The sequence below is a fragment of the Paenibacillus sp. PK3_47 genome (genome assembly GCF_023520895.1).
Classification (GTDB): domain Bacteria; phylum Bacillota; class Bacilli; order Paenibacillales; family Paenibacillaceae; genus Paenibacillus_AQ.
Genome location: NZ_CP026029.1, coordinates 1,470,189 through 1,496,643, shown reverse-complemented (window position 1 = coordinate 1,496,643; position 26,455 = coordinate 1,470,189). Strand labels below are relative to the sequence as shown.

Genomic DNA, 26,455 nt, shown 5'->3' with positions numbered 1-26,455 from the left:
TACGAAGCAATATCAGTAGAAGTAACCCTCACAAAACTTAAGCTAATGCTTCCGAAGCAAGTTTTGTACGAAGCAATATCAGTAGAAGTATCCCTAACAAAACTTTAGGAGTGAACAATTATGGCATCTGCCGATATCATTATCGTGGGCGGCGGCTTGGCTGGTCTGATGGCTACCATCAAGGCGGCGGAGTCCGGCGCGCATGTGCATTTGTTCTCACTGGTACCTGTCAAAAGATCGCACTCGGTATGCGCGCAAGGCGGCATTAACGGTGCCGTTAATACGAAGGGCGAGGGGGACTCGCCCTGGGAGCACTTCGACGACACCGTATACGGCGGTGACTTCCTGGCCAACCAGCCGCCGGTCAAGGCGATGTGCGAAGCCGCTCCGGGAATCATCCATCTGATGGACCGGATGGGCGTCATGTTCAACCGCACGCCGGAAGGTCTGCTGGATTTCCGCCGGTTCGGCGGAACGAAGCGCCACCGGACGGCTTTTGCCGGGGCAACGACCGGCCAGCAGCTGCTCTACGCGCTGGATGAACAGGTGCGCCGCTGGGAAGCGGAAGGCCGGGTAACCAAAAGCGAGAACTGGGAATTCCTCTCGGCAGTCCTCGATGACGAGGGCATCTGCCGCGGCATCAGCGCACAGAATCTGAAGACAATGGAGATTCAGACCTTTCCGGCGGATGCGGTCATTCTGGCCAGCGGCGGCCCGGGCATTATTTTCGGCAAAACAACCAACTCGGTTATCAATACAGGCACGGCAGCAAGTGCTGTCTATCAGCAGGGCGTACATTACGCCAACGGGGAGTTCATCCAGATTCACCCGACGGCGATTCCCGGCGATGACAAGCTGCGGCTGATGTCGGAATCGGCCCGCGGCGAGGGCGGACGCATCTGGACCTATAAGGACGGCAAGCCATGGTACTTCCTTGAAGAGAAATACCCTTCATACGGAAATCTGGTGCCGCGCGATATTGCCACCCGGGAAATCTTTAGCGTATGTGTGGATCAGGGGCTGGGAATTAACGGCGAGAACATGGTTTACCTCGACCTTTCCCACAAGGATCCGAAGGAGCTGGACGTCAAGCTGGGCGGCATTATCGAAATCTATGAGAAATTCATGGGCGATGATCCCCGTAAAATACCGATGAAAATCTTCCCGGCCGTACACTATTCGATGGGCGGCATGTGGGTGGATTACAACCAGATGACCAATATCCCCGGGCTGTTTGCAGCAGGGGAATGTGAGTACCAGTACCACGGTGCAAACCGGCTGGGCGCGAACTCGCTGGTATCGGCAATCTACGGCGGGATGGTCGCAGGTCCGAAGGCTGTCGAATATATTAAGGGACTGAAGAAATCGGTGCAGGATGTTTCCTCCCGGGTGTTCGACGGCTTCCATAAAAAGCAGACCGACAAATACGAGTCTCTGCTGAATATGTCCGGTACAGAGAACGCTTATGTCATCCATAAAGAGCTTGGCGAATGGATGACGGCGAACATGACGGTCGTCCGGGATAACAAAAAGCTGGAGTCTACGATCGGTAAAATCAAAGAGCTCAAGGAACGCTACCGCGGGATTAACATGAGTGACACCTCGCGCTGGAACAACCAGGGCGTGGCCTTCACCCGCCAGCTGTGGAATATGCTGGAGCTGTCCGAAGCGATGACGCTTGGCGCACTGCTGCGCAACGAAAGCCGCGGCGCGCATTACAAGCCGGAATTCCCGAACCGTAACGATGAGGAGTTCCTGAAGACGACCAAAGCAGCCTGGACAGCAGACGGCCCGCAGATCTCTTACGAGGACGTGGATGTCTCGCTCATTCCTCCGCGGGTACGCGATTACTCGAAGGACTAATAGATAGACCTTGGCGGCTGAACATCAATGTACCGCAGCCGGTATAACACGCTACATGCAGAACACGGTGGCTAATTGTATTTTATACAACTATAATACCCACCCTGTGGACCTTCAGGCGGAATAACTGTATTCTATGCAGCTATAATTTGGCGGATAGGCGGAATTCAGCAATTTTCTGAAATATAAATGTATAAAGTGCAGTTAACTCGTGTGCCGGGCAGAAAAAAGCCGGTTTTAATTGCACCGAGTGCAGTTATTCCGGAATCGTAACATCACCGTAACGTAAAACACTTTAGGAGGTAACAGATATGGCGGAAACTGCTGCAGCTCCCAAAAACGTAAAGTTTATCATCACCCGCCAGGACGAACCAGAAAGCTCACCATATGTCGAAGAGTTTGAGCTGGCTTACCGTCCGGGCATGAATGTAATCAGCGCTTTGATGGAAATTCAGCGTAACCCGGTCAATGCCAAAGGCGATAACACGGTTCCGGTCTGCTGGGATTCCAACTGCCTGGAGGAAGTATGCGGTGCCTGTTCCATGGTGATCAACGGCAAGCCGCGCCAGGCCTGCGCCGCCCTGATTGACAACCTGGAGCAGCCGGTACGCATTGAGCCGATGAAGACTTTCCCGGTCGTACGTGACCTTGTTATCGACCGCAGCCGGATGTTCAATGCGCTCAAGCGGGTCAAGGCCTGGATTCCGATTGACGGTACGTATGACCTGGGCCCCGGTCCGCGGATGGCCGAGAAAAAACGCCAATGGGCCTACGAACTATCCAAGTGCATGACCTGCGGGGTCTGCCTGGAGGCCTGTCCGAATGTCAACGAGAAGACCAATTTCATCGGCCCTGCAGCGATCTCCCAGGTGCGTCTGTTCAACGCCCATCCAACGGGCGAGATGAATGCCGACGACCGTCTGGACGCGCTGATGGAAGACGGCGGAATCGACGGCTGCGGCAACTCGCAGAACTGTGTGCGTGCCTGCCCGAAAGGCATTCCGCTGACCACCTCGATTGCCGAAATTAACAAGCAGACCACAAAGCATATGTTCAAACGCTGGCTGGGTGTATAAAGAAGCAGTCTGACCAAAATTGTTCATAGAGCCATACCCGAAGGCACCTGCCTGAAGGTGTGGCTTTTTGGATTGTGCCAATAGATTCCAGAGTTGTGAAGCTTGAGTGTATGGTGTTTCTTATAACGGCTGAAACGGGTACATTCTTAGACAGTCCTTACAGGACAGAATAACCAAACTTAAGCAAATCTAGAGGTATATGTTATAATCTACACTAAATCATACATATCCAGGGGCAGTGAACAATCGGGGAGGGTTCGGAATGATCAGCCGTGAGCAGGACGATGTATTTGTAATGGTTAAGCAGCATGAGCATGGCCGTGTGGCCGGGGAATTTGCGCTTCACTTCAAGGAAGAGCAGGTGCCGGCGGGTAAAAGACAGGAAGAAGTGGTATGGGCCATCAGCAACCATGACCGGGGATGGATTGATCTGGATGAGACGCCGTTCTGGAATGATGCGGAGGGTGCGCCGTACAGCTTTATTGATTTTCCGGTGGTGCCGAAGCTGACGTTCTACAAACGGGGACTTAACGAGATTGAAGCAGAGACAGCCTACGGCGCGCTGCTGTGCAGTCTGCATTTTGAACGGCTGATCGAAGTGTCCGGGGAACAGAGTCCGGAGCTGACTGCCTATCTCAAGGATGAGGAGGAGCGCAGATCCCGCATCCACCGCGAGCTGGAGCAAAGTGCGCCTATCAGTGAAGGTGAGCTGTATTATGATGCCAGGCTGCTGCAGTTCTGCGACGATCTCTCGCTGTACCTGGCCCTGAATGAGCCGGGAAGTCCCAAGTCAGAGGAGCATCCATGGTGGACTGACGGGTTCTCGGGAACCGAGGATTTCAGTTTCACCTCCGGCCGGGCCATTTCTGCGGAATGGCAGGATGCTTCGACCCTGCTGCTCGAACCGTTTCCGTTCACAGGAGATGTCGAAGTCGCTTTTAACATCCGCCGAGTGAGCAAAACAGCAATTAACAGCAAAGGAATTGCCCTTGCATACAGTGAAACACCGGAGGAAGAATGCCGGATTACCGTCACCTGCCGGCCGGAGTCTCCTTTGAAGGCTATTGCTGACAGCCGGATGGCAGAGCGGAACCGGGAGCAGGACTGATGCCAATGACAATAGCCAGGGGAACAGGGAAATGAGGACTGTGGACTGGTGGGTATGGACCTTAAATCTGGCGTTTATTGCTGCGCTGGCCCTGTGGTTTTACCGGATGAAGATGAGCTGGATGGGAAAAGGCATCCTGCTCGCACCCGTTCTGATCTACACGCTGATTTCGGTGGAGGATCTGCTGGGGTGGATTGAGCTTGGTGATATTGTACCGGGCAACCGGGGGCTGCAGGGTCTGATTCTGCTTTTTGTGCTGGCTTCAGTGATTTTTTACATCCTGTTTATTTTTCACGAAATCAAGGTATCCAACAGCGAAGAAGTCAAGTTGCAGCAGACGCTCATCCGGATCAGTATTGCCGCGATCACCTGCATTTTCTTTTTTACGATCGTATATACATCCATATATAAGCTGTTTGGCCAGTCCTCCTTTAATGGTGAGGGGCTCGGGGATGATCTTGTAAGCCAGCTGATTACCTTTTTGTACTTCAGTGTGGCCACCTTTACAACCGTAGGTTACGGGGATGTGGCGCCTGTAGACAATACTTCCCGGCTTGTGGTCATTATGCAGATCAGCTTCAGCTTCATCACCGTAGCCTACGCGCTCTCCATGCTGGGATTGTTCCGGAAGATTCTTGGTCCCGGCACGGAACAGGAAATTAAGCAGGAGGTGGACAGTGAGGTTGATGAAGCTGTGGGCGAAGCGGTAGATGGCGCCAAAGAGGAAATAAAGGAAGAAGCGGATTGTGAACAAAAATAAGACTTAACCGGAGCACTGTATGCTCTGTTCCAAGGAAGGAGAAACTCCCTATGAACCATAAATCCTCCGGGGCTTCTCCCGATCATGCTCCAGCAGGTGCGGAATACAGCCGGTACGGCGGCCCTGTTCCAGGCAGCGGGGGCGGACGCAAAATTACCCGCCGGCAGTTCTTGACCCGCGGGGCAGCGGCTGTGTTCGGTGCCGGCCTGCTCGCAGGGGGCTATGTCTGGCAGGGAGAGCCCAACTGGCTGGATATAACCAGGATGGAACTGCCGCTGCCTGATTTGCCCTCCGCCTTCTCCGGTACCCGGCTTGTCCATTTCAGTGACGTGCATCTCGGCTTCAACAAGGATGCCGGAGATTTGGCCCGGCTGACGAAGCACATTAAGGAAGCGCAGCCGGATATCATCTGCTTCACCGGTGATATCGTGGACAGCGATGCGGAAGATCTGACCGACTCTGCTGCCTTGCTTGCAGAGCTGCAGGCCCCGCTCGGTAAATACGCCATCTTCGGCAATCATGATTACAAAAATACAGAATTGCTGGGCCGTCTGTTCCAGTCCGCCGGCTTCACGGTGCTCAGAAACCAGTCGTTTCTGATCAGGCAGGGCGGAGCGGTTATGGCGGTGGCCGGCCTGGATGACCTGCTGCAGAGCACTCCCGATCCGGTTGCTGCACTGAAAGACGTTCCGGAGGGCACATTTACCCTGCTGCTGATGCATGAGCCGGACTACGCCGACACGGCGGAAGGCTATCCTGTCCATCTCCAGCTGTCAGGACACAGCCACGGCGGGCAGATCCGCCTGCCCTTTGTGGGCGCACCTTATACGCCTTACGGCTCACTTAAATACATAAGCGGATTGTACTATACCGCGAAGAAGCTGCCGGTATATGTGAACAGAGGCTTTGGCGAGACTTACATGCCGTTCCGCCTGCTGTGCAGGCCGGAGCTGACGATACTTACGCTGCGCCGGGGCTAGAATCAGGGAACCGGCCATGGAACAGGATGCTTAAAGCGCATAACTTCCGGGAAGGAGAGCTGCAGCATGAGTACTTATGAGACCGTATCCGTCATAGCCCAGCAAGGGCAAAAGGCTTGCCTCCGGGCAATGCAACAAGAGGATCGTGACAGGCTTAAGACGATGCTCTCTCACCCGGAAGTGCGCCGTCATATCCTGATGCGCAGCGGAGCCGGTCCGCAGCAGCTGGATAAGCTGGTGAAGAGGATGCTGTATCCTTACGACCCTTGTGCCCTGCATGCCGGAATTCATCTCAAGGGTAATGAGGAGCTGGTGGGAACAGTATCTTTGCAGAGCTGGAACCGTCATGAAGGCAAGGCGGTGCTCGGCTATATGGTAGATCCGTTATGGTGGGGGCGCGGTCTTGCATCTGAAGCTGTAGGCCTGCTGCTGGATTACAGTATCCGTGAGCTGGGTCTGGTCCAGGTGGAGGGGCGCTGCCGCGGCGATAACTACCGGTCCGAAAGGGTTATGCTGGCCAACGGCATGAAGCTCGGACGGATCATGCCGATGGCGGATGGCTCGGGTGATGTAATGAAAGTATTCACATTGTTACACAATTGAAATAATGCCGTTATCAAACTCTAACAGTCAGCGGTTAAACTAAGTACATGACCCCCTTTTGAAATATAAATGCTGTTGGGACCCGAGAAATCGGGTCCATTTTTTTGCCCTCTCAGACTTGCGGGTCAGCGGGCAGGGGACAGACTGGCGGTTCTCCAGTCTCTTGGTATATGATATTTACAATTCAATTTTACCCTTAGGAGGATCTCATACAGTGAATGATGTACTTAAGACGTTAATGGATCACCGGTCCTACCGCAAATACAGCCCGCGGCCTGTGGAGCCGGAGAAGCTGCAGCTGATGATCCGGGCGGCCCAGGCGGCGCCTTCGTGGGTTAACGGGCAGCAGGTGACGATTATCGCTGTAACCAATAAAGAGCGGAAGCAGCAGCTTTCTGTGCTGAGCGGAAATCAGAAGCATGTGGCAGACGCGCCTGTCTTTCTGGTCTTCTGCCTTGACTTCTACCGGGCCAAGCTGGCCGGCGAGCTGGAAGGACAGCCTTTTGAGGCCGCCCGTGATGTGGATGCCCTGCTCGTCGGGGCAACCGATGCCGGAATTGCCTTGGCTTATTCGACCGCTGCTGCGGAATCTCTCGGGCTTGGCATCATCCCGATAGGCGGAATACGCCGAAATACTGCAGAGGTCATTGAACTGCTGCAGCTGCCCGAATATGTATTTCCGGTTGCCGGCCTATGTGTCGGATATCCTGATGAGGAGCTGCCGAAGAAGCCGCGTCTTCCGTTGGAGGCTGTGTACCATGAGGAGCGATATCATCCGGATTTAAAAGGGCATATTGTGGAGTACAACACTGCGTTCCGTGAATACCTGGGCACTGTGGGGCTGACCGAAAGAGACTGGAGCGCAACGGTGGCCCATTTTTATGCGCTCAACCCGCAGTACGGAGATTCCGGCCGGACTCTTCCGCAGCAGGGCTTTACCTGCGATAATCTTAAAGATTAGAACAAAATGCACCGCAGACAACACGCGAGTGGAGAGCTCTCCATCCGTGTTTCTGCGGTGCATTTTTTGGGAGTTAGCAATCCTGTACTTTTTACGAGACCGGAACGGTAACCTTCTCACGCTGCTTGTAGTAGACCCAGTGAGTGAAGCCGATTTCCCTGAGACGGGCGGCAACCGCTTCATGCTGGTCAGCGACCCGTGAAGGCTTATGCGCATCGGAGCCGAAGGTGACCTCCACGCCGTAATGAAGCGCACGCTCCAGAATATCATCTGACGGATACCAGCCGCCGCACAGCTTGGTGTCCCCGGAGGTATTAATTTCGATTGCGGTACCGCATTCACCGATGACACGCAGGCATTCATCAATCTCGGCGGCAGCAGGAATCTCACAGAACTTAGGATAGTTGCCCTTCATCGCGTCAATATGGCCGAGGATCTGGAACATGCCGCTGCGGGCGGACTCGGCGATCAGCCGGTAGTACTCTGCTTTGGCAGCAACTTTCTCCCTTGTACCCAGCCCCTTCCAGCGTCCTTTATTAAAAATACTGACATTATCCACGCTATGCACAGAACCGATAATGTAATCAAAAGGAAAGGCGGCAAGGGTCTTCCGGTAGAGTTCGGCATGCTGCGGGAAATAATCGGATTCGATCCCCAACAGGACATCAATCTTTCCTTCGTACTCTTTTTTGAGAGACAGCACTTCATCCACGTAACGGGCAAGCTCGGACTTGGCCATGGCTATTTTGGGAAAAGCCTGTTCTTCAGGGCTTCCAAAATAAGGTGTGTGATCAGATATTCCGATAACGTTAAGACCGGCGGCAATACCGGCTTCAATATAATCCCTGATGTTTCCGTCGGCATGGCCACAGCGGAAATGATGGGTATGCAGGTCAAATTTCATCGATTGAACATCTCCTTAGGCCAAAGTATGCGGAACCATGACTCACAGCATACGCCCCACATAATGGGGTTATTCTCAGGTCCCGGGTAAATGATGCAGGCTTCTCCAAGCTTCTCCAAGCTTCACTGTGCCGGGCTCATTCCGAGCCGATAAATTGTGTTTCAGGCATTCCTTTGAGATCGCTCAGGAATTGCCTCATGGCCGAATTCACATATTTTCCCGACTTGGTGATGACCCCTACAGGATGGGTGACCTCCAGCTCTATAATCGGTACAATCTTGAGCGTCCCGCTGCGGACCTCCGCAGTGACTGACTGTTTGGAAATAATCGCCGCCCCGAGATCAAGCTCGACCATCCGCTTCACTTCCTCACTGCTGGTCAGCTCCATAATCACCTGCGGCTGGATGCCGTGCTTCGCGAACACATCCTCGGCGAATCTACGCCCGACAGTATCCGGCGAGAGCAGAATCAGCGGTGTCCTGCCCAGCGCTTCGATTCCGGCGGTTTTGGCCTGGGCCAGCGGATGCCTTGGTGAGACAACGAGTTCAAAGGTGTCGTAATACAGCACTGAAGTCGTCATTCCCGGATTCCGTCCGATCAGGTAGCCGATGCCGACATCGACCAGCCCGTTTTCCACCTGCTGATAGATCTGCGATGAGGACATGGAGGAAATCGAAGTTTTGATATGCGGGAACTGGTCCTGGAAATAAGACAGAATGCGCGGCAGAATCTGAATGGCGATTGAGGTTGTCGTACCGAGAATAATATGCCCCTGGGGATTCTCCTCGAGATCCGCAAGGCGCTGCTTAAGCTCTTCGACAATGCTCACAATCTGCTCGGCATGGGTGAGAAATACCTTGCCTCTGTCCGTCAGGGTAACAGGCTGGTTCCGGTCCACGAGCTGTGTTTTGAACTCTTCCTCCAGGCTTTTAATTTGTGCTGAAACTGCAGGCTGGGTCAGATTAAGCAGTTCGCCTGCCTTCCGGAAGCTCATCGTTTTGGAGATCGTAATCAGTGTCTCCAGCTGGCTGATATTCATAGCGTTTGCCCCCCTTTTGGCCTACCGAATGGTGCCGCCGTGTGTTGCATAAATGACAAGAATCATGACTGTTTCCAGAACCGCCAAGCCGTTATTCCGCCTGATTTCAGGCCGGAACGGGAGCCGTTCCCGGCGTGAATATACAAGTATATATTACGCAGGGTGTCGGCATTTGATTAAATTATAGGAGATTCCACGGGGCAGAGCAATGTTGCTTCCCAAAGTATCTTATGAATTCCTTCGACAAAGCCATTAATTTTTGGTGAATAATACCGATATATGAAGTATAATTAAACAATATTGCTTAGGACTTTTGGTATATGACTAAAGCCTGGTAGCGGGGGGATAACACTTTAATGAAAGCAGAAGTAATTAATCCGTTTTTAGAGTCTGCACGAATTGTAATTGAGCAGGTGATCCAAGTCTCGCCATCCACCGGTAATCTGGGTATCAAGGATATTGAGTTGATCGATGATCATATATGGATTCAAGTGGGAATGACAGGTCAATTAAGTGGTGATATTATTTTTGGGATTGCCGAGAGTGTAGCACTGCGGATGGTATCGGCTATGATGGGCGGATATGTCATCACAGAGATGGACGAGATGGGGCAAAGTGCGATTTCCGAGCTCGGCAACATGATCAGCGGCAACGCAAGCACGATTCTCTCCAATCAGGGTGTCGCTGTGGATATTACCCCGCCGAAGCTGGTAAAAACGGATAGCATGGCCTCCCTGCCGCGCAAGGCACTCAGCATTCCGCTCGTGATGGAAGGCATCGGGGAACTCGATATTCAGGTGATGATCTCTTAGGCTTAGGGGACAAGGAGCTGAAGAACATTCATGCTACTTAAGGACAAGATTGTAGTTATTACAGGAGCTTCAAGCGGGATTGGAGCGCTTACGGCGCAAATGTTAAGCAAGAGAGGCGCAGTGCCTGTCCTGCTTGCCCGCTCGGAGGAGAAGCTCAAGCCGACGGCGGCCGGTATCCCGGGCGTCTTTGGACTGTATACCTGTGATGTCACCAGTGAAGCGGAGGTTAAGCATACTTTTGCCGAAATACTCAAGGTGTACGGAAGAATCGATATTCTGCTCAACAATGCGGGGTACGGGAAATTTACGTCCTTTACAGACATGGAAACCGGAGAATTCGCTGACATGATGGACGTCAACTATATGGGGATAGTCCGCTGCACCAAAGCGGTTGTCCCGAATATGTTGGAACGGGGAAGCGGCCAGATTGTCAACGTAGCCTCCATGGCCGGCAAGATCGGCACCGCACGTTCGGTTTCATACACAGCTACCAAGCATGCAGTGCTCGGCTTTACGAATGCGCTCCGCCAGGAGCTGAGGAAGAGCGGAATCGTGGTTTCGGCAGTGAATCCGGGACCGATTGCCACTGACTTCTTCAAAACGGCAGACCCTTCCGGCAAGTACGAGAAAAGCGTAGCCAGAATGATGATGACGCCGGAGCATGTGTCCGGAAAGATTGTTAAGCTGATGGAGAAGGGCAGGGAGGAAGTGGATCTTCCGGGCTTTGCAGCCCTTGGCATCCGGCTTTACGGCCTTTTTCCGCGGCTTGCGGACAAGCTTACCTATAATTTGATGAACAGAAAGTAGAGCCTTCCTGTAAGAAAGATTGGCTGAAGGGGCCTCCCATTTGGTGGAGAGGCCTTTTTGGCATATAATGAAGATATTAACTTAAGCGAAAAGGATGAATCATAGTTATGACTAAAGCTTCTTTTGCGGCGATCGGTATCCAGGAAGACCTGGCTGCCCGGTTGTCGGAATTCGGCATTACCGAACCGTCCCCTGTGCAGGAGCAGACGATCCCGCTTCTGCTGGAGGGAAGAGACGTGCTGGCGGCTTCCCAGACTGGAACAGGCAAGACCCTGGCCTATCTTCTGCCGCTGCTTCAGGGTATCAATCCCGAGCAGAGGGTGATGCAGAAGCTGGTGCTTGCCCCGACCCAGGAGCTTGCGATGCAAATCGTCCGCGAAGCGGAGCGTTACGGAGCCCATCGCGGGATCAAAGTCATGGGACTGATCGGCGGAGCGGCGATCAAACGCCAGATCGACAAGCTGCGCGAGCATCCCCAGCTGGTCGTGGGCACTCCGGGGCGTATCCGCGAGCTGATCGGACTCCGGAAGCTGAAGATGCATGAGGTAACGACCATTGTAATCGACGAAGCGGACCAGATGTTCCAGCTCAGCGGAGCCGGAGAAGTGGCGAAGATTGTCAGCAGTGCGCTGCGTACGCGCCAGCTGGTCATGCTCTCGGCGACGATCGGACCGGATACGAAGGCGTTAGCCGCACGGGAAATGAAGGATCCGGCAGAGGTTGGTATTGATCCCGGCGTAATGACTGCAGAGAGTCTGGAGCACCATTACGTGGTGACTGAGGAACGCAACAAAATAGACATGCTGCGCCGGGTCATCCGCCATTACAACCCGCAGCGGGCCATTGTATTCGTTAACGCCACCGAGGATATTGCCGAGGTGGAAGCGAAGCTGAACCATCTTGGTCTGACTGCAGCAGCATTGTACGGCGATGCTGACAAGGTCACCCGCAGCAATGTGCTTAGCCGCTTCCGGGACGGCAAGTTCCGCGTGCTGGTAGCCAGTGACGTAGCAGCCAGAGGGCTGGATATTGAGAACCTGACGCTTGTAGTCAGCTACGATCCGGCCTTCGATGCGGAGCATTATGTTCACCGGGCCGGACGCACCGGACGTATGGGCAAGCGTGGACTCTCCGTCTCCATTGTGACAGAGCAGCAGACCTTCATCATGCGCAAATTTGCCCGTGAGCTGGATATTAATCTGGAGCAGCGTGAACTGTTCGCAGGCAAGGTGCTCGGGGCAGATGAAGCACGGGCCAGCCGCGGGCGCGGCGAGAGCAGCGGGGCCCGCCGGGAGGGTGAGGTCTCCCGGAACAGCCGTCCGGATGTTACGGTCTCCGGTCTACAGGGAAATGCCGAAGCAGCGCCGCTGCGCACCAGGCAGACAGGACAGGATACAGACGGCGGAGTACGGCGCGGACAGCACCGCAGCTCAGGACCGGCAGCCGGTGCCTCCGGCAGAGCTCCCGCAGGTAAAGCCCGCAGCAGTGCAGAGCGTGAGAAGAACCGTAAGAACAAGGGAGCCCCGAAATGGCTCAAGAACAAAAATCCGGGAGGTAACGGTCAATGAACACAGCCCCCGTACTTGAAATCACGGGATTAAGCGGCGGATACAGCCTGAACAAGCCGGTACTTCATGATATCGGACTTCACGTGAAGCCGGGAGAAATGGTCGGGCTGATCGGGCTTAACGGAGCGGGCAAGAGCACAACCATGAAGCATATTCTGGGGCTGATGTCGCCACATAAAGGCGAGATCACCGTACAGGGCAAGTCGCGCAGTGCCGATCCGGAAGGCTACCATAACGCGCTGACCTTTGTACCGGAATCTCCGCTGCTCTATGAGGAGATGACGGTACGCGAGCATGTGGAGTTCACGGCAAGAGCTTACGGCGTGGAACGCAGTGATTACGAGTCCCGCAGTATGCAGCTGGCCGGACTGTTCAATATGGAGGATAAGATGGATACCTTGTCCTCCCATTTATCCAAAGGGATGAAGCAGAAGGTAATGATCATGTGTGCCTTCGTTGCCCGTCCTGCGCTGTATGTCATTGATGAGCCCTTTCTGGGGCTTGATCCGCTGGGGATCCGTTCTTTGCTGGACTTTATGATGAATCTGAAGCAATCCGGGGCTTCCATCCTGCTAAGCTCACATATTCTGTCTACGATTGAGAATTACTGCGACCGCTTTATTGTGCTGCATCACGGTAAGGTTATTGCACAAGGCACGCTTGCCGAGATGGGCGAAGCTGCAGGGCTGCGGGGGCTGAATTTGGAGCAGCTGTTCTACGAGCTGGTTCAGGGAGGGAAATGATATGGATCTGAAGGAGCTGCGCCGGCAGCGCCGCAGCCGCTTTATGGGAAGCCTGCTGCCCTACATGGGCTATATTATCCAGAGCGGCGTGGCCATGGTCTTCATTCTGGTACTGATCATTTTCTCAGCATGGTACACCGCACTGCTCCGCGACATTCCGCCCGGGATTCCGATCCGCTGGATTATGCTGGTTCTGCTGCTGCCGGCAGCAGTGCACAGCAGCTTCCGGACCTATCTGCAGACGCCGGACACTATTTTTCTGCTCCCGCAGGGACACCGGATGAAGGAATATTTCCGTCCAGCCTGGGTGAGCGGCAATGTATGGAAGATTCTGAGGCTGGCCGTCGTGCTGATCACCATCTGGCCGTTATACATACGTGCTGAAGAGTCGCCAAGAGGGCTGCTATCCACCGCTCTGGTGCTTATTCTAGTGAAGCTGCTGTCCAGCTTCGGACTGTGGCGGGAGACAGCCATGCTGTCCCGTCCGGCTGCAGCAGGGTACAGTCTGCTGCGCTGGGCTGCAGGCGGCCTGATGATTGCTGCCTGGTTCTGGCAGCCGCAGGGCCGGGCCCTGATCTTCATTGTGATCCTGGCTGCGGCTTACGTGGCGGCGCTTGCAGTTCCGGGGCGTCATCCCGTCCCCTGGGAACGGCTGATTGCCATGGAGAAGAACCAGGGAACGCGGGCATTGATGGTTCTGGGCTGGTTCGTGGATGTTCCGGGACGGGAGCAGCGTGTCTATCCCCGCCGGTACCTGTCCCGCTGGGGTACAGGCCTTCCCTGGCAGAAAAGCAAAGCTTACCGCTTTCTGCTGACCAAGAGCTTTGCCAGGGGAGATATCTTCGGGATCATCCTGCGGATGGCCGTCCTGGCGCTGCTGCTGGTCTGGTGGAACCGCAGCAGCTACATCGGCAGCGGCATTTACCTGTTCTTCCTGTTCATTATGGGCATTCAGCTGACTGCACTCCGCAAGCTGCACAGCGAGTCCTTCTGGCTGACCGTATACCCTCTGCCGGATGGCAGCAGAGGCAAGAGCACGACCCGGTTTGTTTTCCGGAGTCATCTGTTTCTGGCCCTGCTGACAGGCCTGCCTTTTCTGGTTACACTGGGAGACCGTCCGCTTGAAGCCATCGGTACACTTGCTGCCGGCGCGGTGCTCGCGTATCTCTTCATGGGCCATTTAAAGCGCAAGGAAGCTGTAAATGACGAGGACCTGTAACTGGTCATGATCAATTGTTTATGAGGGCATGGACCCATGATTTAATGCGAATGATATCCGCTCACGTGCGGCAGAACATATTGATTACTTGGCAATGCTATTGCTAACGGACAACATATCCGTTATTCTGCGCTAGAAGTGTGTTTTGAAATTCTAACGGACTCCAGGTCCCTTATTTCATCCGAAAGGGCTTAATTTATCCAACATTTGGCGGATAAAGGAACTACAGTCCGTTAGCGGCGGCAATGAGGCGAATTCCGGCAAATAACGGACCCAGTGTCCCTTAGCATGAGAACAAGAATGCTTGATCGACGATGAGTAAGCACCAAAGACGCCTTAACGGGAGCGGAAGCTTCCGTTAAGGCGTCTTTGTGCTACATCCTAAAGAAGGCCGGAGCCTGATACATCCCTGTTTGCTATAGGGAATGTTGCCGATTAGCGGGAAAGGGAAAGAGCGCGAGGCTCTTTCCCGGAAGGATCAGTCCCGATTAGACAAAAAGTGAACGGCTGATGATAACCAGCAGGATGAAGAGTACCAGAATTGCACCTGTGCTGGTAAATCCAGGGTATCCGTATCCGCCTCTTACTTCTTCGCTCATTGTTCATTCCCCTTTCGGATGTTGGTCGTTTGTACTTGAGTACATCGTATTGTATGTGCCGGGGGAACAACGTGTATAGGCCAATGCCGTCAGGCGGCATAAAAAAATCAGCCCCGGTTAATCCGGAGCTGAGGGGTATAAAGAACGGTTATAAGATCAGGCCTTTTCCAGGTCGCGGATGCCGGCATACACCATGTCGAACAGATCCTCAAGCTGCTCCTCCTCGATACAGGAGAAGGCGATACGAAGATCGGTCTCACCCAAAGCAATGGTCCCGAGACCATAATTATGAATCAGATGCTGGCGCAGGGCTTCAGCCGAGACGGTATGCAGCTTCAGGCACATGAAATAACCGGAGTTAAAAGGATAATAAGTCCAGACATCATCGCCATACTTGCCGCTGTCCAGCAGCGCCTTCACTTTGTTGGCACGGCCTTTCATGATCTGGAATTTCTCTTCCTTCTGCTCGGTGAACTGCGGCGATTTCAGCGCATCCAGTACAAAAGTCTGTGACGGATGGGCTCCGCTGGAGATCGTGGCACGGATGATGCCGAGCGTCTTTTGTTCCAGAGCAGCCAGCAGTTCCTTGTTCTCCGAAGCGAAAGTGATAAAGCCGACGCGGAATCCCCAGACGAATTCTTCCTTAGTTGCCCCGTCGATCTTCACAGCCAGCACGCGCGGGTGGATATTCGCCAGGCGGCCGAACAAGGATTCCTTAAGCGAGTTCTCGAAAAACAGTCCGAAATAGGCGTCATCACTGACAACTACGATGTTGATGCCTTCCTCAGCGGCGCGGAGAATGGCGGCCACAATGGCTTCGCCTTCCTCAAGGCCGGGAGTATAGCCTGTCGGGTTATTCGGGAAGTTAAGCAGCACGATCGCTTTGCCCCGGTCCTTCTGGGCGAGCAGGGCATCAAGAAGCCCATCGCTGTTAAATCTCATATCTTCAGTGAAAAGCGGATAATTGACCGTTTCGCTGAGACGGCGGATTCCGAAGGTCAGCTCGTAATTCTCCCAGTTCTTGTCCGGATAGATGATGGCATCACCCTGTTCAGCGAACAGATCGGCAACTATGCTAAGCCCGTGGGTCAGGGCATTGGTAACGATAGGATTACTGAAGGATTTGCCTTCAAGGGACGGATTCTCGCGCAGCATTTTCTCACGCCATACGGTGCGCAGCTCCGGCTTGCCTGCCGGCGGGGCATACCCGTACAAGTCTTTGGGGCTGTAGGCGGAGAGCTTATCTTGAATAACGCCCAGGTGCATAGGCAAGCCATTCTCGGTAGCGATACCGATGGTTGCATTGTATTTCTTGGCGTGAGCTGTTGCTTCAGCCGATTGGCTCAGGATGCCCTCTTTGGGAAAATAGATCGCTTTGCCAAGATCAGAGAGCATATCGTACACATGTTCATTGCCTGCCTTGATGCTTTCGTTCAATTGTCCAGCCAGTGGATTCATCAGTTTCATCCTTCCGGTATTCTTCTGGGATATATACGCTAACATTGCCTAACATTATATCACCGCACCATGCTGTCGTCACTGAAGAAAGCGTCATTTTTTTAAATACTTTTCAGAAAATTTGTGGCGCTTGTACATACCACTTGTCCAAAGGTGCATCATCCCAGATCTGGACCTCAATATAACGCTCCGGCCCCAGGCCGCCGTCCGGATTCCAGTCCTGCGGCAGCCCGAACCGCTCTATAACAGTTCCTATTTCGTCCAGTGTATAGACCTGCCCGCGGTACGGTTTGCCGTCCTGAAACCGCATGGCCGGGAAGAGGTCGCCGTATGTAAAACTGACCGTATCATCAGCGAACGCTGACAGCGGGATTTGCAGCTCCTTTCCCTCGGGATACCACTCCAGCAGCCAGGGGCATCTGCCCAGCGTCATGCAGTGGGGATGCTGCCGGAGCGGCCGGCCCCCTTTGGCAATAAAGGCTTCCCTTGCCTTCAGCTCCAGCGCGCGGCGGATCTCAAGGTAATCGGCAGAACGCCTGCTTGCGAACCCCTTTTTGTTACGGCGGATGTCTGCAAGAACGTTCTCCGCTTCCTCAGGACTCAAGTCAGAGAGATTCCGGAAGGGGCCGGTAGATTCATCATAATAGTGATATAAGTAATCCATATAATCTCCGCCAATCTGCAGTAGTCTTAATGGAAACAGAAGCTTAGCCGTTGTGGTAAGGGCAGTATTTTTTCATCATCTCTATGGTTTCGGCATCCCGCGCCCCGTTCCTTCCGGCAAGGCCCCCGGTCACTTTATCCCTTGCGTCTTCCTTCAGGTTCTGGCCGAATTTGAATTTGGCCGTCAGCTCTTCGGGAACGATGCGGATCACGGCTACACCCTTCAGGCGGGGACGGTATTTGGGATCCCCGGCATCGATGGGGGCGTAACCGCCTTCGGGCTGAAGCTTTTTCATAAATTGTGACAGCACGGCAGCCTTCTCGTCAGGGGATTCCACAAGCTCGGCTTTTCCATAAGCGGTTACGCTTTTAAAATAGGCCGTGGCTGGACAGGCCAGCTCGGGGTCACTGAAGTAGGAAGGAATCAGTGCATATTCATCAGCTACGGTAAAACAAACCTGAGGCTGCCGGCGGATGGCCTCCATTTTGCCGCCGGCATGACTGCCATGAAAATAGAAGCAGCCTTCCGTATAGACAAAGTTAAGCGGAGTTACCCGCGGAAATCCGGCTTCATCGCTGGTGCCGAGAAAGCCGAAGCTCATCCCCTGCAGAAACTCCGTCACTTCCTCTTCCTGTTCAATCTTAAATTCTTGTCTGCGCATATCGGTTCTTCCTCTCTCTATGAAATATCCAAGCTTGGGAGCTGTTAAGGTTTTACTTAGAGTAGTGGAACAATTGACAATAAAAAAGGACCAGTTTACATTAAAATTAGTAGTCCACTATAAAATGAAGAGGAAATCCGCATGAACTTTACGCTGCCGTATGACCACTATCTGTCCATCTACCGCTACAAATATCTGGCGCTGTACCATGCACTCCGCACAGCCATTCTCGAAGGTAAGCTGCCCGGGGGGACACGCCTGCCGTCTACCAGGCATCTGGCAGAACTGTATGTAATGTCCCGAGGCTCCGTGTCCCAGGTATATGATATGCTGCTGGCTGACGGGTACATCAAGACGGAAACGGGGCGGGGCACCTTTGTGTCGGACGGCAGCTTCCCGCCTGATGCGGGGAGCGCTGCAGAGGGGGGAGTGCAGACACCGCCGGCTGATGCAGGCGCAGTATCCGCTGCCGACGCGTCCGATAGGTCCTCTCCGGGAACCGGTGAACATCAAGCTTCGCCGCGCCCCGTCATCCCGCTCTCGGCCTGGGGAGAGCGGCTGATGAACCGGCAGATATCCGTCTATAAGGACGCCGGCGAAGGCTCTATCAGCTTCCAGAGCTCTGCCATGCCGATGGAGCATTTCCCGTACAGCGAATGGCGGAGTGCGCTCAATTACGCCGGTGGCAAGGGCGGCGGACGGATGGAGAGTTTTTGTCCGCCGCAGGGCGACGAGAGCCTGCGGCGGGCGATTGCCGCCCATCTGGGGATTACCCGGGGCATCCGCGCGGATGCCGGGCAGATCGTGCTGTTCAGCGGCTCGATGCAGGGCATTGTTCTCCTGACACAGCTGCTGCTGGAACCCGGGAGCGCTGCGGTTGTCGAGGAACCCGGCTTCCACGGGATCCGCAGGGCGGTGGAGATCAGCGGAGGGCATCTGCTGCCCGGCCGGGTGGATGAGAGCGGGCTTGTCCCTGAAGACTGGGATGCCCGGCTGCTGTTCGTGACACCAAGCCGCCAGTTTCCTACAGGAGCCGTCCTGCCGCTGGACCGCCGTCGCAGCCTGCTGGAATGGGCGAAGCGGCATGAAGCCGTCATTATCGAGGACGATTATGACAGCGAGTTCCGCTGGACAGGCCGGCCCATAGAGCCGCTGAAGGCGCTGGACCGGGAGGAGCGGGTGGTCTATATCGGCTCCTTCTCAAACAGCATGTTCTCCGGGCTAAGGCTTGGCTATGCTGTGCTTCCCCCGGCGCTTACAGCTCCCGTAACTGCCGCCAAAGCGCTGTATGAGCCGCTTCCCGGCGGCCAGCTGGAGCAGCGGGCTCTGGCGCGCTTTATGAATACGGGGGAGTACAGCCGCCATTTGCGGCGCATGACCCGGATCTACGGCGAGCGGGCCCGCTTCTTCCGCAGCCTGCTGTCAGAGCAGCTGGGCATGCTCTTCGAGCCGCATCCCGGAGATTCTGGGCTGCATATTTACGCGAGGTGGCTGCGGAGTGCAGAGGAATTCGCCGCCTTCCAGGCAGCTGCCGCACTGCGCAGTACGGGCTTCCGCGATGCCAGGCTGTACCGGATGTCTCCCGGAGCGCCCGCTGCCTGCTTTTATTTCTCGCATCTGAATGAAACAGAGCTGGAGGAAGGGATTTTCCGGCTGCGTTCAGCCTGGGAGGATGTGCAAAACATGAGGTGACAAGGTATGATATAGACATCCATGCGGATAACGAAATTCCGCAGAAGGCCTCAGTTTGGCACCGCCAAATTTGAGCTGAAATAGCCAGGTCCCCGTCGGGACCGTTATTTAATAAGAAGTAAGCTTTTTAGGAGGGGATTTTATGCTTCATGCATCGCCGTCCTCTTTTGTAGTCCTGCCTGCCCTGGCCAAAATTGTCTGCGAGCCCAGCTGGAAATGGCAAAAGAGAGAGAAGCCGCTGCAAAATTATGATCTGTTTTATATTTGGAGCGGGGAAGGGACGGTTGTGCGCAACGGGGTGCCTTTTCAGGTCGGCAAGGGAAGCTGCTTCCTGTTCCGTCCGGGCGACCATACCTATGCGACGCATAATCCGCAAAAACCGCTTGTTATTACATACATCCATTTTGATGTAACTGAAGAGGTAACGGATATTCCCGAGCCTTACCATATCCTGACCGAGACGGTGGAGTTCGAGCATCTGCTCGCGCGTTATGTCCGGCTCTTCCTGGTCAAGACCTTTGCTGCCGAAGAGGAGGGCCAGCTCATTCTGAAGCAGCTGATGATTCATCTGCTGCGCGAGGACCGGATGGTTCCGGTAGAGCGGCATGTCAGCAACCAATTGGCGGAGGTCATTCATGAAGTGGCCAACTATATCAGCCAGCATCCGGGTGCTGCGCACCGGGTCGAGGATCTGGCAGCCCGGGCGGGGCTGTCGCCGCGTTATTTTTCCATCAAATTCAAGGAAATTACCGGTTCATCCGTCCAGTCTTACGTCATCCGGGCACGGATTGAACGGGCGCAGCACCTGCTGCTGTATGCCGGAATGAACGTTACAGAGGTGGCTGATGCGCTGGGCTACCGTGATATTTTCTTTTTCAGCCGCCAGTTCAAACAGCATACCGGTAAAAGTCCCTCCGAAATCCGCTGATGCTCCTCCGTTGTTTCAGGTTATTGCCGTAAGGGTAAATACGTTGCAACCTGGTTTACAGAGGATTTACATAGCAGCTTGAGAAGGGAGAACGACCAGATGATTAGAGGACGCCGGATATTCAATAACGCATGCAAGGGTGGGGGCACCGGAGTATGCCGTAACCGCTGGAGACGTCTGAAGCAGGCCAGCGAACTGGCCGCAACTTGGTTCTAATTATAGAGCGTACAACATAGAACATATACAGCAGAGAAACCGGGGCCAGGAGGCGCCGGTTTTTTGTAATGATTGGCCGGGCGGACAGATGGCTTGGGATTAACTGTAAAGTGTGTGTGAAAGCGGCAGGGCAGACAGCGGAGGACCCACAAGTGGCGGATGGAAACAGCAGCGCAGAACATATATAGTGCAGACGGCAACCCAGAAAACATATATCGTGCAGACGGCGGACCGGAATGCGTATCTCTCTGCTTTTTTCAGGGCATAAGGTTAATTGGAGCAGGTCTTGGCGCGGCGGTGGGGCAGCTGATTCAGCGAAGTGGAAATACTCCAGCTAATGCTAGAAAAAAGCGCGGAATGAGCAGCGTAGCGGGAAAAACTCCACCTAAAAGTATGTATTTCCCCTCATCTGCGGCAAGTGAGCCAAAATAAGCGGAGGAATTCCAACTAACCATTCCAACCCATCCCACCCACAAGAGAAACCCGGCAATCGGCAGCCCAAAGCTGTATTAATACAATAATACATTCAAAGCCGAAGGAGTGAGGACATGTACGAAATCGTATTGTTACGCCATGGGGAAAGTGAATATAACCGGCAGAATCTGTTTACCGGCTGGAGCGATCCGGATCTCACGGAAAAAGGGGTGCAGGAGGCGAAGTCTGCGGGCAGGCTTTTAAAAGAGGCGGGATATACATTCGACCTGGCCTTTGCCTCTGTGCTGAAGCGTTCGATCAAAACACTGCACTACGTGCTTGAGGAGATGGATCTCCTCTGGATTCCTGTACAGAAATCCTGGAAGCTTAACGAGCGCCATTACGGTGCCCTGCAGGGTCTGAGCAAAAGCGAAACCGCGCTGAAATACGGCGACGAGCAGCTGCACATCTGGCGGCGCAGCCTGTCGGTCCGTCCGCCGCTGCTTACGCCGGATGATCCGCGGTATGCCCGCAGTGATGTCCGGTACAAGGATGTGCGGCCCGGTGATATCCCTCGCGGAGAGAGCCTGGAGGATACCGTCCACCGGGTCGGCGATTTCTGGAACAAACGGATTGTACCGCTGATCCGCAAGAAGGAGCGGGTGCTGGTCTCGGCACACGGCAATACCCTGCGGGCACTGATTAAATATATGGAGGACATCGACGAGACCGAGCTGCTCGACCTCAATGTGCCGACCGGTGTGCCGCTGGTATACAAGCTGGATGATGATGTGAAGCCGCTCAGCCGTTTTTATCTGGGTGTACCGGAAGAAGTCCAGCAGAAAGCCCGCGAGGTGGCGAACCCGGGCAAGGTGACAGAATAACAGCATATAAGGCTTATAGCATGTCTGTGCCGGCACGGCGGACATCAATACCTGAGCTTGAACAGCCAAAAAGCAGCATGTCCCATCCGGCGAACCAGCCGACACAGAGATTTGCAGATCACACTCTGGCAGGTTCAGTTCCCGAGGGACATGCTGCTTATTGTATGCTTACGGACCGGATTACTCCGTCTTGAATCTGGATGCCGCTTCGGCCAGATCCCCTGACAGCCGGTCAATGGTCCGGACCATCTCCGACAGCTGCTGCACCATGTAGGACTGCTCCTGGATCGTGGCCGTAACCTCTTCTACAGAAGCGGATACTTCCTCACCGGAAGCGGACAGATTCTGGGAGGACTCCAGCATCTCGTCTTTATCCTGCTGCATAAGCGAGATGTCGCCGGCCATGCTGTTAATTTGTCCGGTGATGTCCAGCACATTGTGATGGATGGCTTCAAAGGCATGTTTTGTTTTTTCTACATACTCATCCTGCAGCTGTGAGATATCCCGGATCTGCTGCACGCTTTGATAATTTTCTTCTACAAAAGCCATGTTCTGCCCGATGATCCCGTTAATCTCATTGGATTGCGCAGCGCTCTGTTCGGCAAGCTTGCGGATTTCGGCAGCAACCACTGCGAACCCCCGGCCATGTTCACCTGCTCTTGCCGCCTCAATGGAAGCGTTAAGGGCAAGCAGATTGGTCTGGTTGGCAATGTTGTTGATCGCGCCGGTAATTCTGCCGATGCTGTCCGAGCTTTCCTGCAGCCTCCGGGTGATGTCAGAGATTTTCCTTACCTCGGCATCATTATTTTCACTGACTCTGGCCAGCTCTTCAATCACTCTGCTGCTGTCATGGAAGACGGTGACGATCTCATCCGCCCGCTCCTTCACGGATTGGGCTTTATCGTTCATGGAGACGATTTTTCCGCCAAAGCTGAAGAATTTCTCCACCATCGTTCCGGTATCATTCGCCTGCGATTCCATGGCCAGCGCTATTTCAGCGGTAGTGGTTGTGGTCTCGGAAATGGATCTTGCCGTCTGACTGGAGGAGTTGTCCAGCTCCCTGGTGCTGGCATTGAGCACAGTGATCGAAGCATTCATATTCGTAATGAGCGCCCGGTTGTGCTGAACCATCGTATTAAAGCTGCCGGCCAGCTCCTTGAACTCACTCGTGTAATCGCCGTCTGCTGTAACCTTCAGGTCTCCTGAAGCCAGCTGTGTGAACAGTCTGCTGAGCTTGACAATCGGCCGGGTAATCGATCTGGAGATCAGCAGGCCAATGAATGTGGCGATCACCACGGCCGCAACCGCAAGAAGTACAATCTGCTTCAGCATGGAGTAGATCGGCATTTTAATATCTTTGTATGAATCGATGACCGACACACTCCAGTCCGATCCGGGAATTTTGTTATACCGTAAATACTGCGTTCCGAGATCTGCCTCCCCGGTGATAATATCGTTCTCAGGTTTCATTTCCAGCAGAGATTCGATGCCTTCAGGTTTCACCCCGATTTTTGTCTCATCCCTCGAGTTGTACAGCACAATTCCGCTTCTGCTCAGGATTTCGATCTGGCCCTGCCCGTTGATGGAGATTCTCCCCAGTTTATCTGTAAAAAAGGACGAGTCCATATTGGTGGAATATACGCCGATGATCTTGCCGTTCATATCCTTAACCGGTTGTGAAAAGGCAACAATCAGCTTGCCCGTACTGGCGGAGGTGATGGCATCACTGATAAAAGGCTGGCCCAGCAGGGCCTTCTGAAAATACTCGCGATCCGCACGCGAATCCCCGACGGTCTCCGGATTGCTTCCGGCTACAATGATTCCATTGGTATCGAGGAGGGTAAGGGACTGGCTGCCCTGTGTATTCTTAAGGAAGTTCGCCAGTTTTTGATTGGCGGCGTTCAGGTACGGGTTTTCCCCGGAAAAAAATTCGTCATCGGACATCGTCCCTGACTCCCGGAGCTCCAACATTACGCGGAACAGTTCCTCCGAGGAAATCAGATAGGAAGACTGCATCTGCAGCTGCGCGGCTGTCCACAGCCCCTCCCCGATTCTGTCCGCGTTCGCGGTAATTTCATCCTTGCTCTTTTTGAGGAGCAGACCTGAGCCCATGCGGTATACGGAAACAGACAAAAGTAGCACACTGGCAATCACTAACAAAGTGATCAGTGCTGGCAGTTTAATCTGTAATGAGACGTTGCTTAATTTGGTGAAGGCTTGCTTTACTTTGCGCATCTGTAATTCTCCCCCTGGATGTCATGTTGCGTCATAACCCTTTATCGGAGGGGGATTCTGGATTTTATAGAGGAATGATTTTACAAATATTTTAAGTTTAAAGGGAATTCGTGAAACAACGGGAGGGTTGCTTTTGGAGACTGAATGGAGTTCCTTCTGCGGAATTTCAATAGGTGAAGTACTGTGAAAAGAGGGGATGTCTATTCATTAAAAATCCCCGTCCAAAAGAGCGCAGGCACACTTCCGGAACGGGGCTTTTAGCTTTTGAAATCAGTAGTCGTTCTAAGAAGGACGCCGCAGGACGCCCAGCAGCTCGCCCATCTTCACTTTGGTCCCTACGGCAAGTCCGGGGCGCGGAGTAAAGGTGCCGCTTTCCAGCAGCAATACCACGGTGGAGCCGAACTCGAAATAGGCCAGCTCGTCGCCGATCTGCCATTCGGCAGCCTGCTCATCACTGTAGCGGATACTGCTTACGTTCATTGCACCGACTTTGACAACAGCGGCTTCGCCGCCTGCTCCCGCAATATATGTAATGAGCCGTTCATTGCGGCTCAATACACCCTTCATGTGTCTCATGCCGAACTCGTTGACAGGATAAGCCCTGCCGCGGATATGGTCGCTCTCAATCTTCCGCCCGGTTAAGGGAGAATGAATCCGGTGATAGTCCGTCGGGCTGAGATACAGCACCAGATAGAACCCTTTTTTGTAGAGCTCCAGGTGCGGAGAGTGATTGAGCAGATCTTCCAGCTCATAATCCTGGCCTTTTACATTCATAATGGTTCCGGAATGGATATCGCCCATGGCGGTAATTATCGCATCTACCGGGCTGGCTACCGCATCTGCTTCGCCCGCAACAGGACGCATATCCGGCTTCAGCCTGCGGCTGAAAAACTCGTTAAGCGTACGGTATTCCCTGGAATGCTTCTCCGCTTCGTCGGCGGGGATTTGATACATTCGAATAAATGCCGGAATCAGAAAACGGCTGAGTCTGCTATGGGAAAAAGCTCCCATTAACCGGGACAGCCACCGGTGTGAGGACAGCTCGGTCATCAGCCGCAGCAATTGTTTAACCATGCCCATCTCCCTTCCATGATGCAGCGGTACGGCCCCTTTCGGGACCGCACTCCGCTCTGCATTATATTGACATAGAATAAGAGACAAATCAATAACCGTTATACTGTGAGGGGTATTCATGCAGATAGCGCGCGAACCCCATGGGTCTGCGGTAGCTTTCCTTCCAGGCGGCACCCAGTCCGGCTTTCTGGAAACCGTACCGCTGATCACGCGCGTTGCATTCAATGAAATAGATTTTTTGGTCACGGGTGACGCCGATATCAAGACCGATGTCGGCAAGTCCGGGCAGGCTCTGTGCAAGCTCACGGGCGATGCTGAGGCTGAGGTCCGTAACCAGCATACGGATGCGGGCCGCGGTCTCTCCTCCCAAGGTCTGCTCCAGCACCTCTGCGCAGTTCAGCGCTTCGCCGCCCCGGGCAATGTTCGAGACAAAGCTGCCTGCTTCAGCAAGCTTTGCGAACATACCGGTTACCCGCCATCCGCCGCCCCAGCCGCGCTGCACCGTAACCCGCAGGTCATACGGCCTGCCGCCGATCTCAGCCAGCGGAATGCGTTCCTGGACAAGATAATGGCTTTTCGCAAAAAACATCCGCAGCGCCTTCGGCAGGCTGTCTTGATCGACAAAAGTGTTGATCCACTCATTGGACCCGCCAGGCTGATAGCTCCAGATCCAGCGCTGCGGGCTGACACGGGAGAGCCGCATGACTCCGGCGCCAATGCTCCCGCGGCACGGCTTAAGGATCAGATCGGGAAATTCCTCCATCATTTCTTTGAGGCCGGATAGTCCGGTCGCTGTGGCCGGCAGATAGTCCTGCAGTTCTGCATTCTGCTCCAGCAGAGCGTGAATCTGGTCCTTGCCGTAACGGTTGCAGGAATTGTATACCAGAATCCCCTTGCGGATCAGCCGGTCAATTCCGCTGCTTTCAGGGCTGTAAATCGCCCGGTTATGAATAACTCCGGGCGTCGGAATGACGACATTCCGGTAGCCTTGGGGGGATTTCATATAAGCCATGCTGAATCCGGTTTCCAGATCAATATCGGACAGCTTCAGAAAACAGGGGACCAGCCCGTATGCGGAGGCTGCCTCCTCATAGCTGGCAATGGACTCCTGTCCCGTCTCAGACCGGGGAACGCCCCGGTGCATAGCGGCATTTAGCAGTATTCCAACGAGCTTTTGCCCCATGTGT

Annotated in this window: 25 protein-coding genes; 16 read left to right on the top strand and 9 right to left on the bottom strand. The window is 54.1% G+C overall.

Annotated elements, in window-relative coordinates:
* The first annotated feature begins 120 nt into the window (after window positions 1–120).
* The 7 genes from sdhA (at window position 121) to C2I18_RS06740 (ending at window position 7,351) form a co-directional block, all read left to right on the top strand.
* Window positions 121–1,863 carry a succinate dehydrogenase flavoprotein subunit gene (gene sdhA / locus C2I18_RS06770; protein ID WP_249900497.1) on the top strand — a complete coding sequence of 581 codons (1,743 nt, stop codon included), beginning with the start codon at window positions 121–123 and terminating at the stop codon, window positions 1,861–1,863.
* Between the two features lie 311 nt (window positions 1,864–2,174).
* Window positions 2,175–2,939 carry a succinate dehydrogenase iron-sulfur subunit gene (sdhB, locus tag C2I18_RS06765; protein WP_249900496.1) on the top strand — a complete coding sequence of 255 codons (765 nt, stop codon included), beginning with the start codon at window positions 2,175–2,177 and terminating at the stop codon, window positions 2,937–2,939.
* Window positions 2,940–3,201: 262 nt separating this feature from the next.
* Window positions 3,202–4,047, top strand: a complete 846-nt coding sequence (locus C2I18_RS06760) for a DUF3891 family protein (protein ID WP_249900495.1) — start codon at window positions 3,202–3,204, stop codon at window positions 4,045–4,047.
* Between the two features lie 31 nt (window positions 4,048–4,078).
* Window positions 4,079–4,807 carry an ion channel gene (locus C2I18_RS06755; RefSeq protein WP_249900494.1) on the top strand — a complete coding sequence of 243 codons (729 nt, stop codon included), beginning with the start codon at window positions 4,079–4,081 and terminating at the stop codon, window positions 4,805–4,807.
* Window positions 4,808–4,857: 50 nt separating this feature from the next.
* Window positions 4,858–5,787, top strand: a complete 930-nt coding sequence (locus C2I18_RS06750) for a metallophosphoesterase (RefSeq protein WP_249900493.1) — start codon at window positions 4,858–4,860, stop codon at window positions 5,785–5,787.
* 66 nt (window positions 5,788–5,853) lie between these two features.
* Complete coding sequence (locus C2I18_RS06745) at window positions 5,854–6,390, top strand: GNAT family N-acetyltransferase (protein ID WP_249900492.1); 537 nt, start codon at window positions 5,854–5,856, stop codon at window positions 6,388–6,390.
* Between the two features lie 214 nt (window positions 6,391–6,604).
* A complete protein-coding gene (locus C2I18_RS06740) occupies window positions 6,605–7,351 on the top strand; it encodes an NADPH-dependent oxidoreductase (RefSeq protein WP_249900491.1) in 747 nt (248 codons plus the stop codon).
* Between the two features lie 91 nt (window positions 7,352–7,442).
* On the opposite strand, the gene C2I18_RS06735 is transcribed toward C2I18_RS06740, so the two are convergent.
* Entirely contained in the window at window positions 7,443–8,255 is an 813-nt protein-coding gene (locus C2I18_RS06735; protein WP_249900490.1) for a histidinol-phosphatase, read from the bottom strand.
* A gap of 136 nt (window positions 8,256–8,391) precedes the next feature.
* Window positions 8,392–9,294, bottom strand: coding sequence for a LysR family transcriptional regulator (locus C2I18_RS06730; RefSeq protein ID WP_249900489.1), 903 nt, complete (start codon window positions 9,292–9,294; stop codon window positions 8,392–8,394).
* A 356-nt stretch (window positions 9,295–9,650) separates the two neighbouring features.
* Between C2I18_RS06730 and C2I18_RS06725 the strand changes: the two genes are divergently transcribed.
* The 5 genes from C2I18_RS06725 (at window position 9,651) to C2I18_RS06705 (ending at window position 14,443) form a co-directional block, all read left to right on the top strand.
* Window positions 9,651–10,106, top strand: coding sequence for a chemotaxis protein CheX (locus C2I18_RS06725; RefSeq protein WP_249900488.1), 456 nt, complete (start codon window positions 9,651–9,653; stop codon window positions 10,104–10,106).
* A 30-nt stretch (window positions 10,107–10,136) separates the two neighbouring features.
* Window positions 10,137–10,913 carry an SDR family NAD(P)-dependent oxidoreductase gene (locus C2I18_RS06720; RefSeq protein ID WP_249900487.1) on the top strand — a complete coding sequence of 259 codons (777 nt, stop codon included), beginning with the start codon at window positions 10,137–10,139 and terminating at the stop codon, window positions 10,911–10,913.
* Between the two features lie 107 nt (window positions 10,914–11,020).
* The gene (locus C2I18_RS06715) at window positions 11,021–12,481 is read left to right on the top strand and encodes a DEAD/DEAH box helicase (RefSeq protein WP_249900486.1); all 1,461 of its coding nucleotides are present in this window, start codon (window positions 11,021–11,023) and stop codon (window positions 12,479–12,481) included.
* Window positions 12,478–13,224: an ABC transporter ATP-binding protein gene (locus tag C2I18_RS06710; RefSeq protein WP_249900485.1), complete on the top strand. Its 747-nt coding sequence runs from the start codon at window positions 12,478–12,480 to the stop codon at window positions 13,222–13,224. Before C2I18_RS06715 ends, C2I18_RS06710 begins: the two co-directional genes overlap by 4 nt.
* 1 nt (window position 13,225) lies before the next feature.
* Complete coding sequence (locus C2I18_RS06705) at window positions 13,226–14,443, top strand: ABC transporter permease (protein WP_249900484.1); 1,218 nt, start codon at window positions 13,226–13,228, stop codon at window positions 14,441–14,443.
* 488 nt (window positions 14,444–14,931) lie between these two features.
* Here C2I18_RS06705 and C2I18_RS06700 read toward each other — a convergent pair whose 3' ends face one another.
* The 4 genes from C2I18_RS06700 to C2I18_RS06685 form a co-directional block, all read right to left on the bottom strand.
* Entirely contained in the window at window positions 14,932–15,042 is a 111-nt protein-coding gene (locus C2I18_RS06700; RefSeq protein WP_020429695.1) for a hypothetical protein, read from the bottom strand.
* A 156-nt stretch (window positions 15,043–15,198) separates the two neighbouring features.
* Complete coding sequence (locus C2I18_RS06695; protein WP_249900483.1) at window positions 15,199–16,500, bottom strand: aminotransferase class I/II-fold pyridoxal phosphate-dependent enzyme; 1,302 nt, start codon at window positions 16,498–16,500, stop codon at window positions 15,199–15,201.
* 112 nt (window positions 16,501–16,612) lie between these two features.
* Window positions 16,613–17,164 (bottom strand): hypothetical protein, encoded by a 552-nt coding sequence (locus tag C2I18_RS06690; RefSeq protein ID WP_249900482.1) that lies wholly within the window; start codon window positions 17,162–17,164, stop codon window positions 16,613–16,615.
* A gap of 43 nt (window positions 17,165–17,207) precedes the next feature.
* Window positions 17,208–17,825, bottom strand: a complete 618-nt coding sequence (locus C2I18_RS06685) for a pyridoxamine 5'-phosphate oxidase family protein (RefSeq protein ID WP_249900481.1) — start codon at window positions 17,823–17,825, stop codon at window positions 17,208–17,210.
* 141 nt (window positions 17,826–17,966) lie between these two features.
* Here C2I18_RS06685 and pdxR point away from each other — a divergent pair, with 141 nt between their 5' ends.
* The 4 genes from pdxR to gpmA all read left to right on the top strand — a co-directional run bounded on the left by pdxR (window position 17,967) and on the right by gpmA (window position 21,959).
* Window positions 17,967–19,517: a MocR-like pyridoxine biosynthesis transcription factor PdxR gene (pdxR, locus tag C2I18_RS06680; protein WP_249900480.1), complete on the top strand. Its 1,551-nt coding sequence runs from the start codon at window positions 17,967–17,969 to the stop codon at window positions 19,515–19,517.
* 142 nt (window positions 19,518–19,659) lie between these two features.
* Window positions 19,660–20,445, top strand: coding sequence for a helix-turn-helix domain-containing protein (locus tag C2I18_RS06675; RefSeq protein WP_249900479.1), 786 nt, complete (start codon window positions 19,660–19,662; stop codon window positions 20,443–20,445).
* A 375-nt stretch (window positions 20,446–20,820) separates the two neighbouring features.
* Entirely contained in the window at window positions 20,821–21,093 is a 273-nt protein-coding gene (locus tag C2I18_RS06670; RefSeq protein ID WP_249900478.1) for a hypothetical protein, read from the top strand.
* 116 nt (window positions 21,094–21,209) lie between these two features.
* Complete coding sequence (gene gpmA, locus C2I18_RS06665) at window positions 21,210–21,959, top strand: 2,3-diphosphoglycerate-dependent phosphoglycerate mutase (protein ID WP_249900477.1); 750 nt, start codon at window positions 21,210–21,212, stop codon at window positions 21,957–21,959.
* Between the two features lie 180 nt (window positions 21,960–22,139).
* On the opposite strand, the gene C2I18_RS06660 is transcribed toward gpmA, so the two are convergent.
* The 3 genes from C2I18_RS06660 to C2I18_RS06650 form a co-directional block, all read right to left on the bottom strand.
* Window positions 22,140–24,194, bottom strand: a complete 2,055-nt coding sequence (locus tag C2I18_RS06660) for a methyl-accepting chemotaxis protein (RefSeq protein WP_249900476.1) — start codon at window positions 24,192–24,194, stop codon at window positions 22,140–22,142.
* Between the two features lie 282 nt (window positions 24,195–24,476).
* Window positions 24,477–25,268, bottom strand: coding sequence for an archaetidylserine decarboxylase (gene asd / locus C2I18_RS06655; RefSeq protein WP_249900475.1), 792 nt, complete (start codon window positions 25,266–25,268; stop codon window positions 24,477–24,479).
* 88 nt (window positions 25,269–25,356) lie between these two features.
* On the bottom strand, window positions 25,357–26,451 hold the full coding sequence (locus C2I18_RS06650; protein ID WP_249900474.1) for a YheC/YheD family endospore coat-associated protein: 1,095 nt from the start codon (window positions 26,449–26,451) through the stop codon (window positions 25,357–25,359).
* Window positions 26,452–26,455: the final 4 nt, after the last annotated feature.

Excerpts from the sequence above, each read along its gene's own strand:
- sdhB (WP_249900496.1), top strand. The coding sequence starts at position 2,175 with ATGGCGGAAACTGCTGCAGCTCCCAAAAACGTAAAGTTTATCATCACC.
- C2I18_RS06710 (WP_249900485.1), top strand. The coding sequence starts at position 12,478 with ATGAACACAGCCCCCGTACTTGAAATCACGGGATTAAGCGGCGGATAC.
- C2I18_RS06685 (WP_249900481.1), bottom strand. The coding sequence starts at position 17,825 with ATGCGCAGACAAGAATTTAAGATTGAACAGGAAGAGGAAGTGACGGAG.
- C2I18_RS06730 (WP_249900489.1), bottom strand. The coding sequence starts at position 9,294 with ATGAATATCAGCCAGCTGGAGACACTGATTACGATCTCCAAAACGATG.
- C2I18_RS06725 (WP_249900488.1), top strand. The coding sequence starts at position 9,651 with ATGAAAGCAGAAGTAATTAATCCGTTTTTAGAGTCTGCACGAATTGTA.
- C2I18_RS06745 (WP_249900492.1), top strand. The coding sequence starts at position 5,854 with ATGAGTACTTATGAGACCGTATCCGTCATAGCCCAGCAAGGGCAAAAG.
- C2I18_RS06755 (WP_249900494.1), top strand. The coding sequence starts at position 4,079 with ATGAGGACTGTGGACTGGTGGGTATGGACCTTAAATCTGGCGTTTATT.
- C2I18_RS06715 (WP_249900486.1), top strand. The coding sequence starts at position 11,021 with ATGACTAAAGCTTCTTTTGCGGCGATCGGTATCCAGGAAGACCTGGCT.
- C2I18_RS06695 (WP_249900483.1), bottom strand. The coding sequence starts at position 16,500 with ATGAATCCACTGGCTGGACAATTGAACGAAAGCATCAAGGCAGGCAAT.
- C2I18_RS06735 (WP_249900490.1), bottom strand. The coding sequence starts at position 8,255 with ATGAAATTTGACCTGCATACCCATCATTTCCGCTGTGGCCATGCCGAC.
- C2I18_RS06720 (WP_249900487.1), top strand. The coding sequence starts at position 10,137 with ATGCTACTTAAGGACAAGATTGTAGTTATTACAGGAGCTTCAAGCGGG.
- C2I18_RS06660 (WP_249900476.1), bottom strand. The coding sequence starts at position 24,194 with ATGCGCAAAGTAAAGCAAGCCTTCACCAAATTAAGCAACGTCTCATTA.
- C2I18_RS06670 (WP_249900478.1), top strand. The coding sequence starts at position 20,821 with ATGGAAACAGCAGCGCAGAACATATATAGTGCAGACGGCAACCCAGAA.
- C2I18_RS06650 (WP_249900474.1), bottom strand. The coding sequence starts at position 26,451 with ATGGGGCAAAAGCTCGTTGGAATACTGCTAAATGCCGCTATGCACCGG.
- pdxR (WP_249900480.1), top strand. The coding sequence starts at position 17,967 with ATGAACTTTACGCTGCCGTATGACCACTATCTGTCCATCTACCGCTAC.
- C2I18_RS06690 (WP_249900482.1), bottom strand. The coding sequence starts at position 17,164 with ATGGATTACTTATATCACTATTATGATGAATCTACCGGCCCCTTCCGG.
- C2I18_RS06700 (WP_020429695.1), bottom strand. The coding sequence starts at position 15,042 with ATGAGCGAAGAAGTAAGAGGCGGATACGGATACCCTGGATTTACCAGC.
- C2I18_RS06675 (WP_249900479.1), top strand. The coding sequence starts at position 19,660 with ATGCTTCATGCATCGCCGTCCTCTTTTGTAGTCCTGCCTGCCCTGGCC.
- C2I18_RS06760 (WP_249900495.1), top strand. The coding sequence starts at position 3,202 with ATGATCAGCCGTGAGCAGGACGATGTATTTGTAATGGTTAAGCAGCAT.
- C2I18_RS06750 (WP_249900493.1), top strand. The coding sequence starts at position 4,858 with ATGAACCATAAATCCTCCGGGGCTTCTCCCGATCATGCTCCAGCAGGT.
- gpmA (WP_249900477.1), top strand. The coding sequence starts at position 21,210 with ATGTACGAAATCGTATTGTTACGCCATGGGGAAAGTGAATATAACCGG.
- sdhA (WP_249900497.1), top strand. The coding sequence starts at position 121 with ATGGCATCTGCCGATATCATTATCGTGGGCGGCGGCTTGGCTGGTCTG.
- asd (WP_249900475.1), bottom strand. The coding sequence starts at position 25,268 with ATGGTTAAACAATTGCTGCGGCTGATGACCGAGCTGTCCTCACACCGG.
- C2I18_RS06705 (WP_249900484.1), top strand. The coding sequence starts at position 13,226 with ATGGATCTGAAGGAGCTGCGCCGGCAGCGCCGCAGCCGCTTTATGGGA.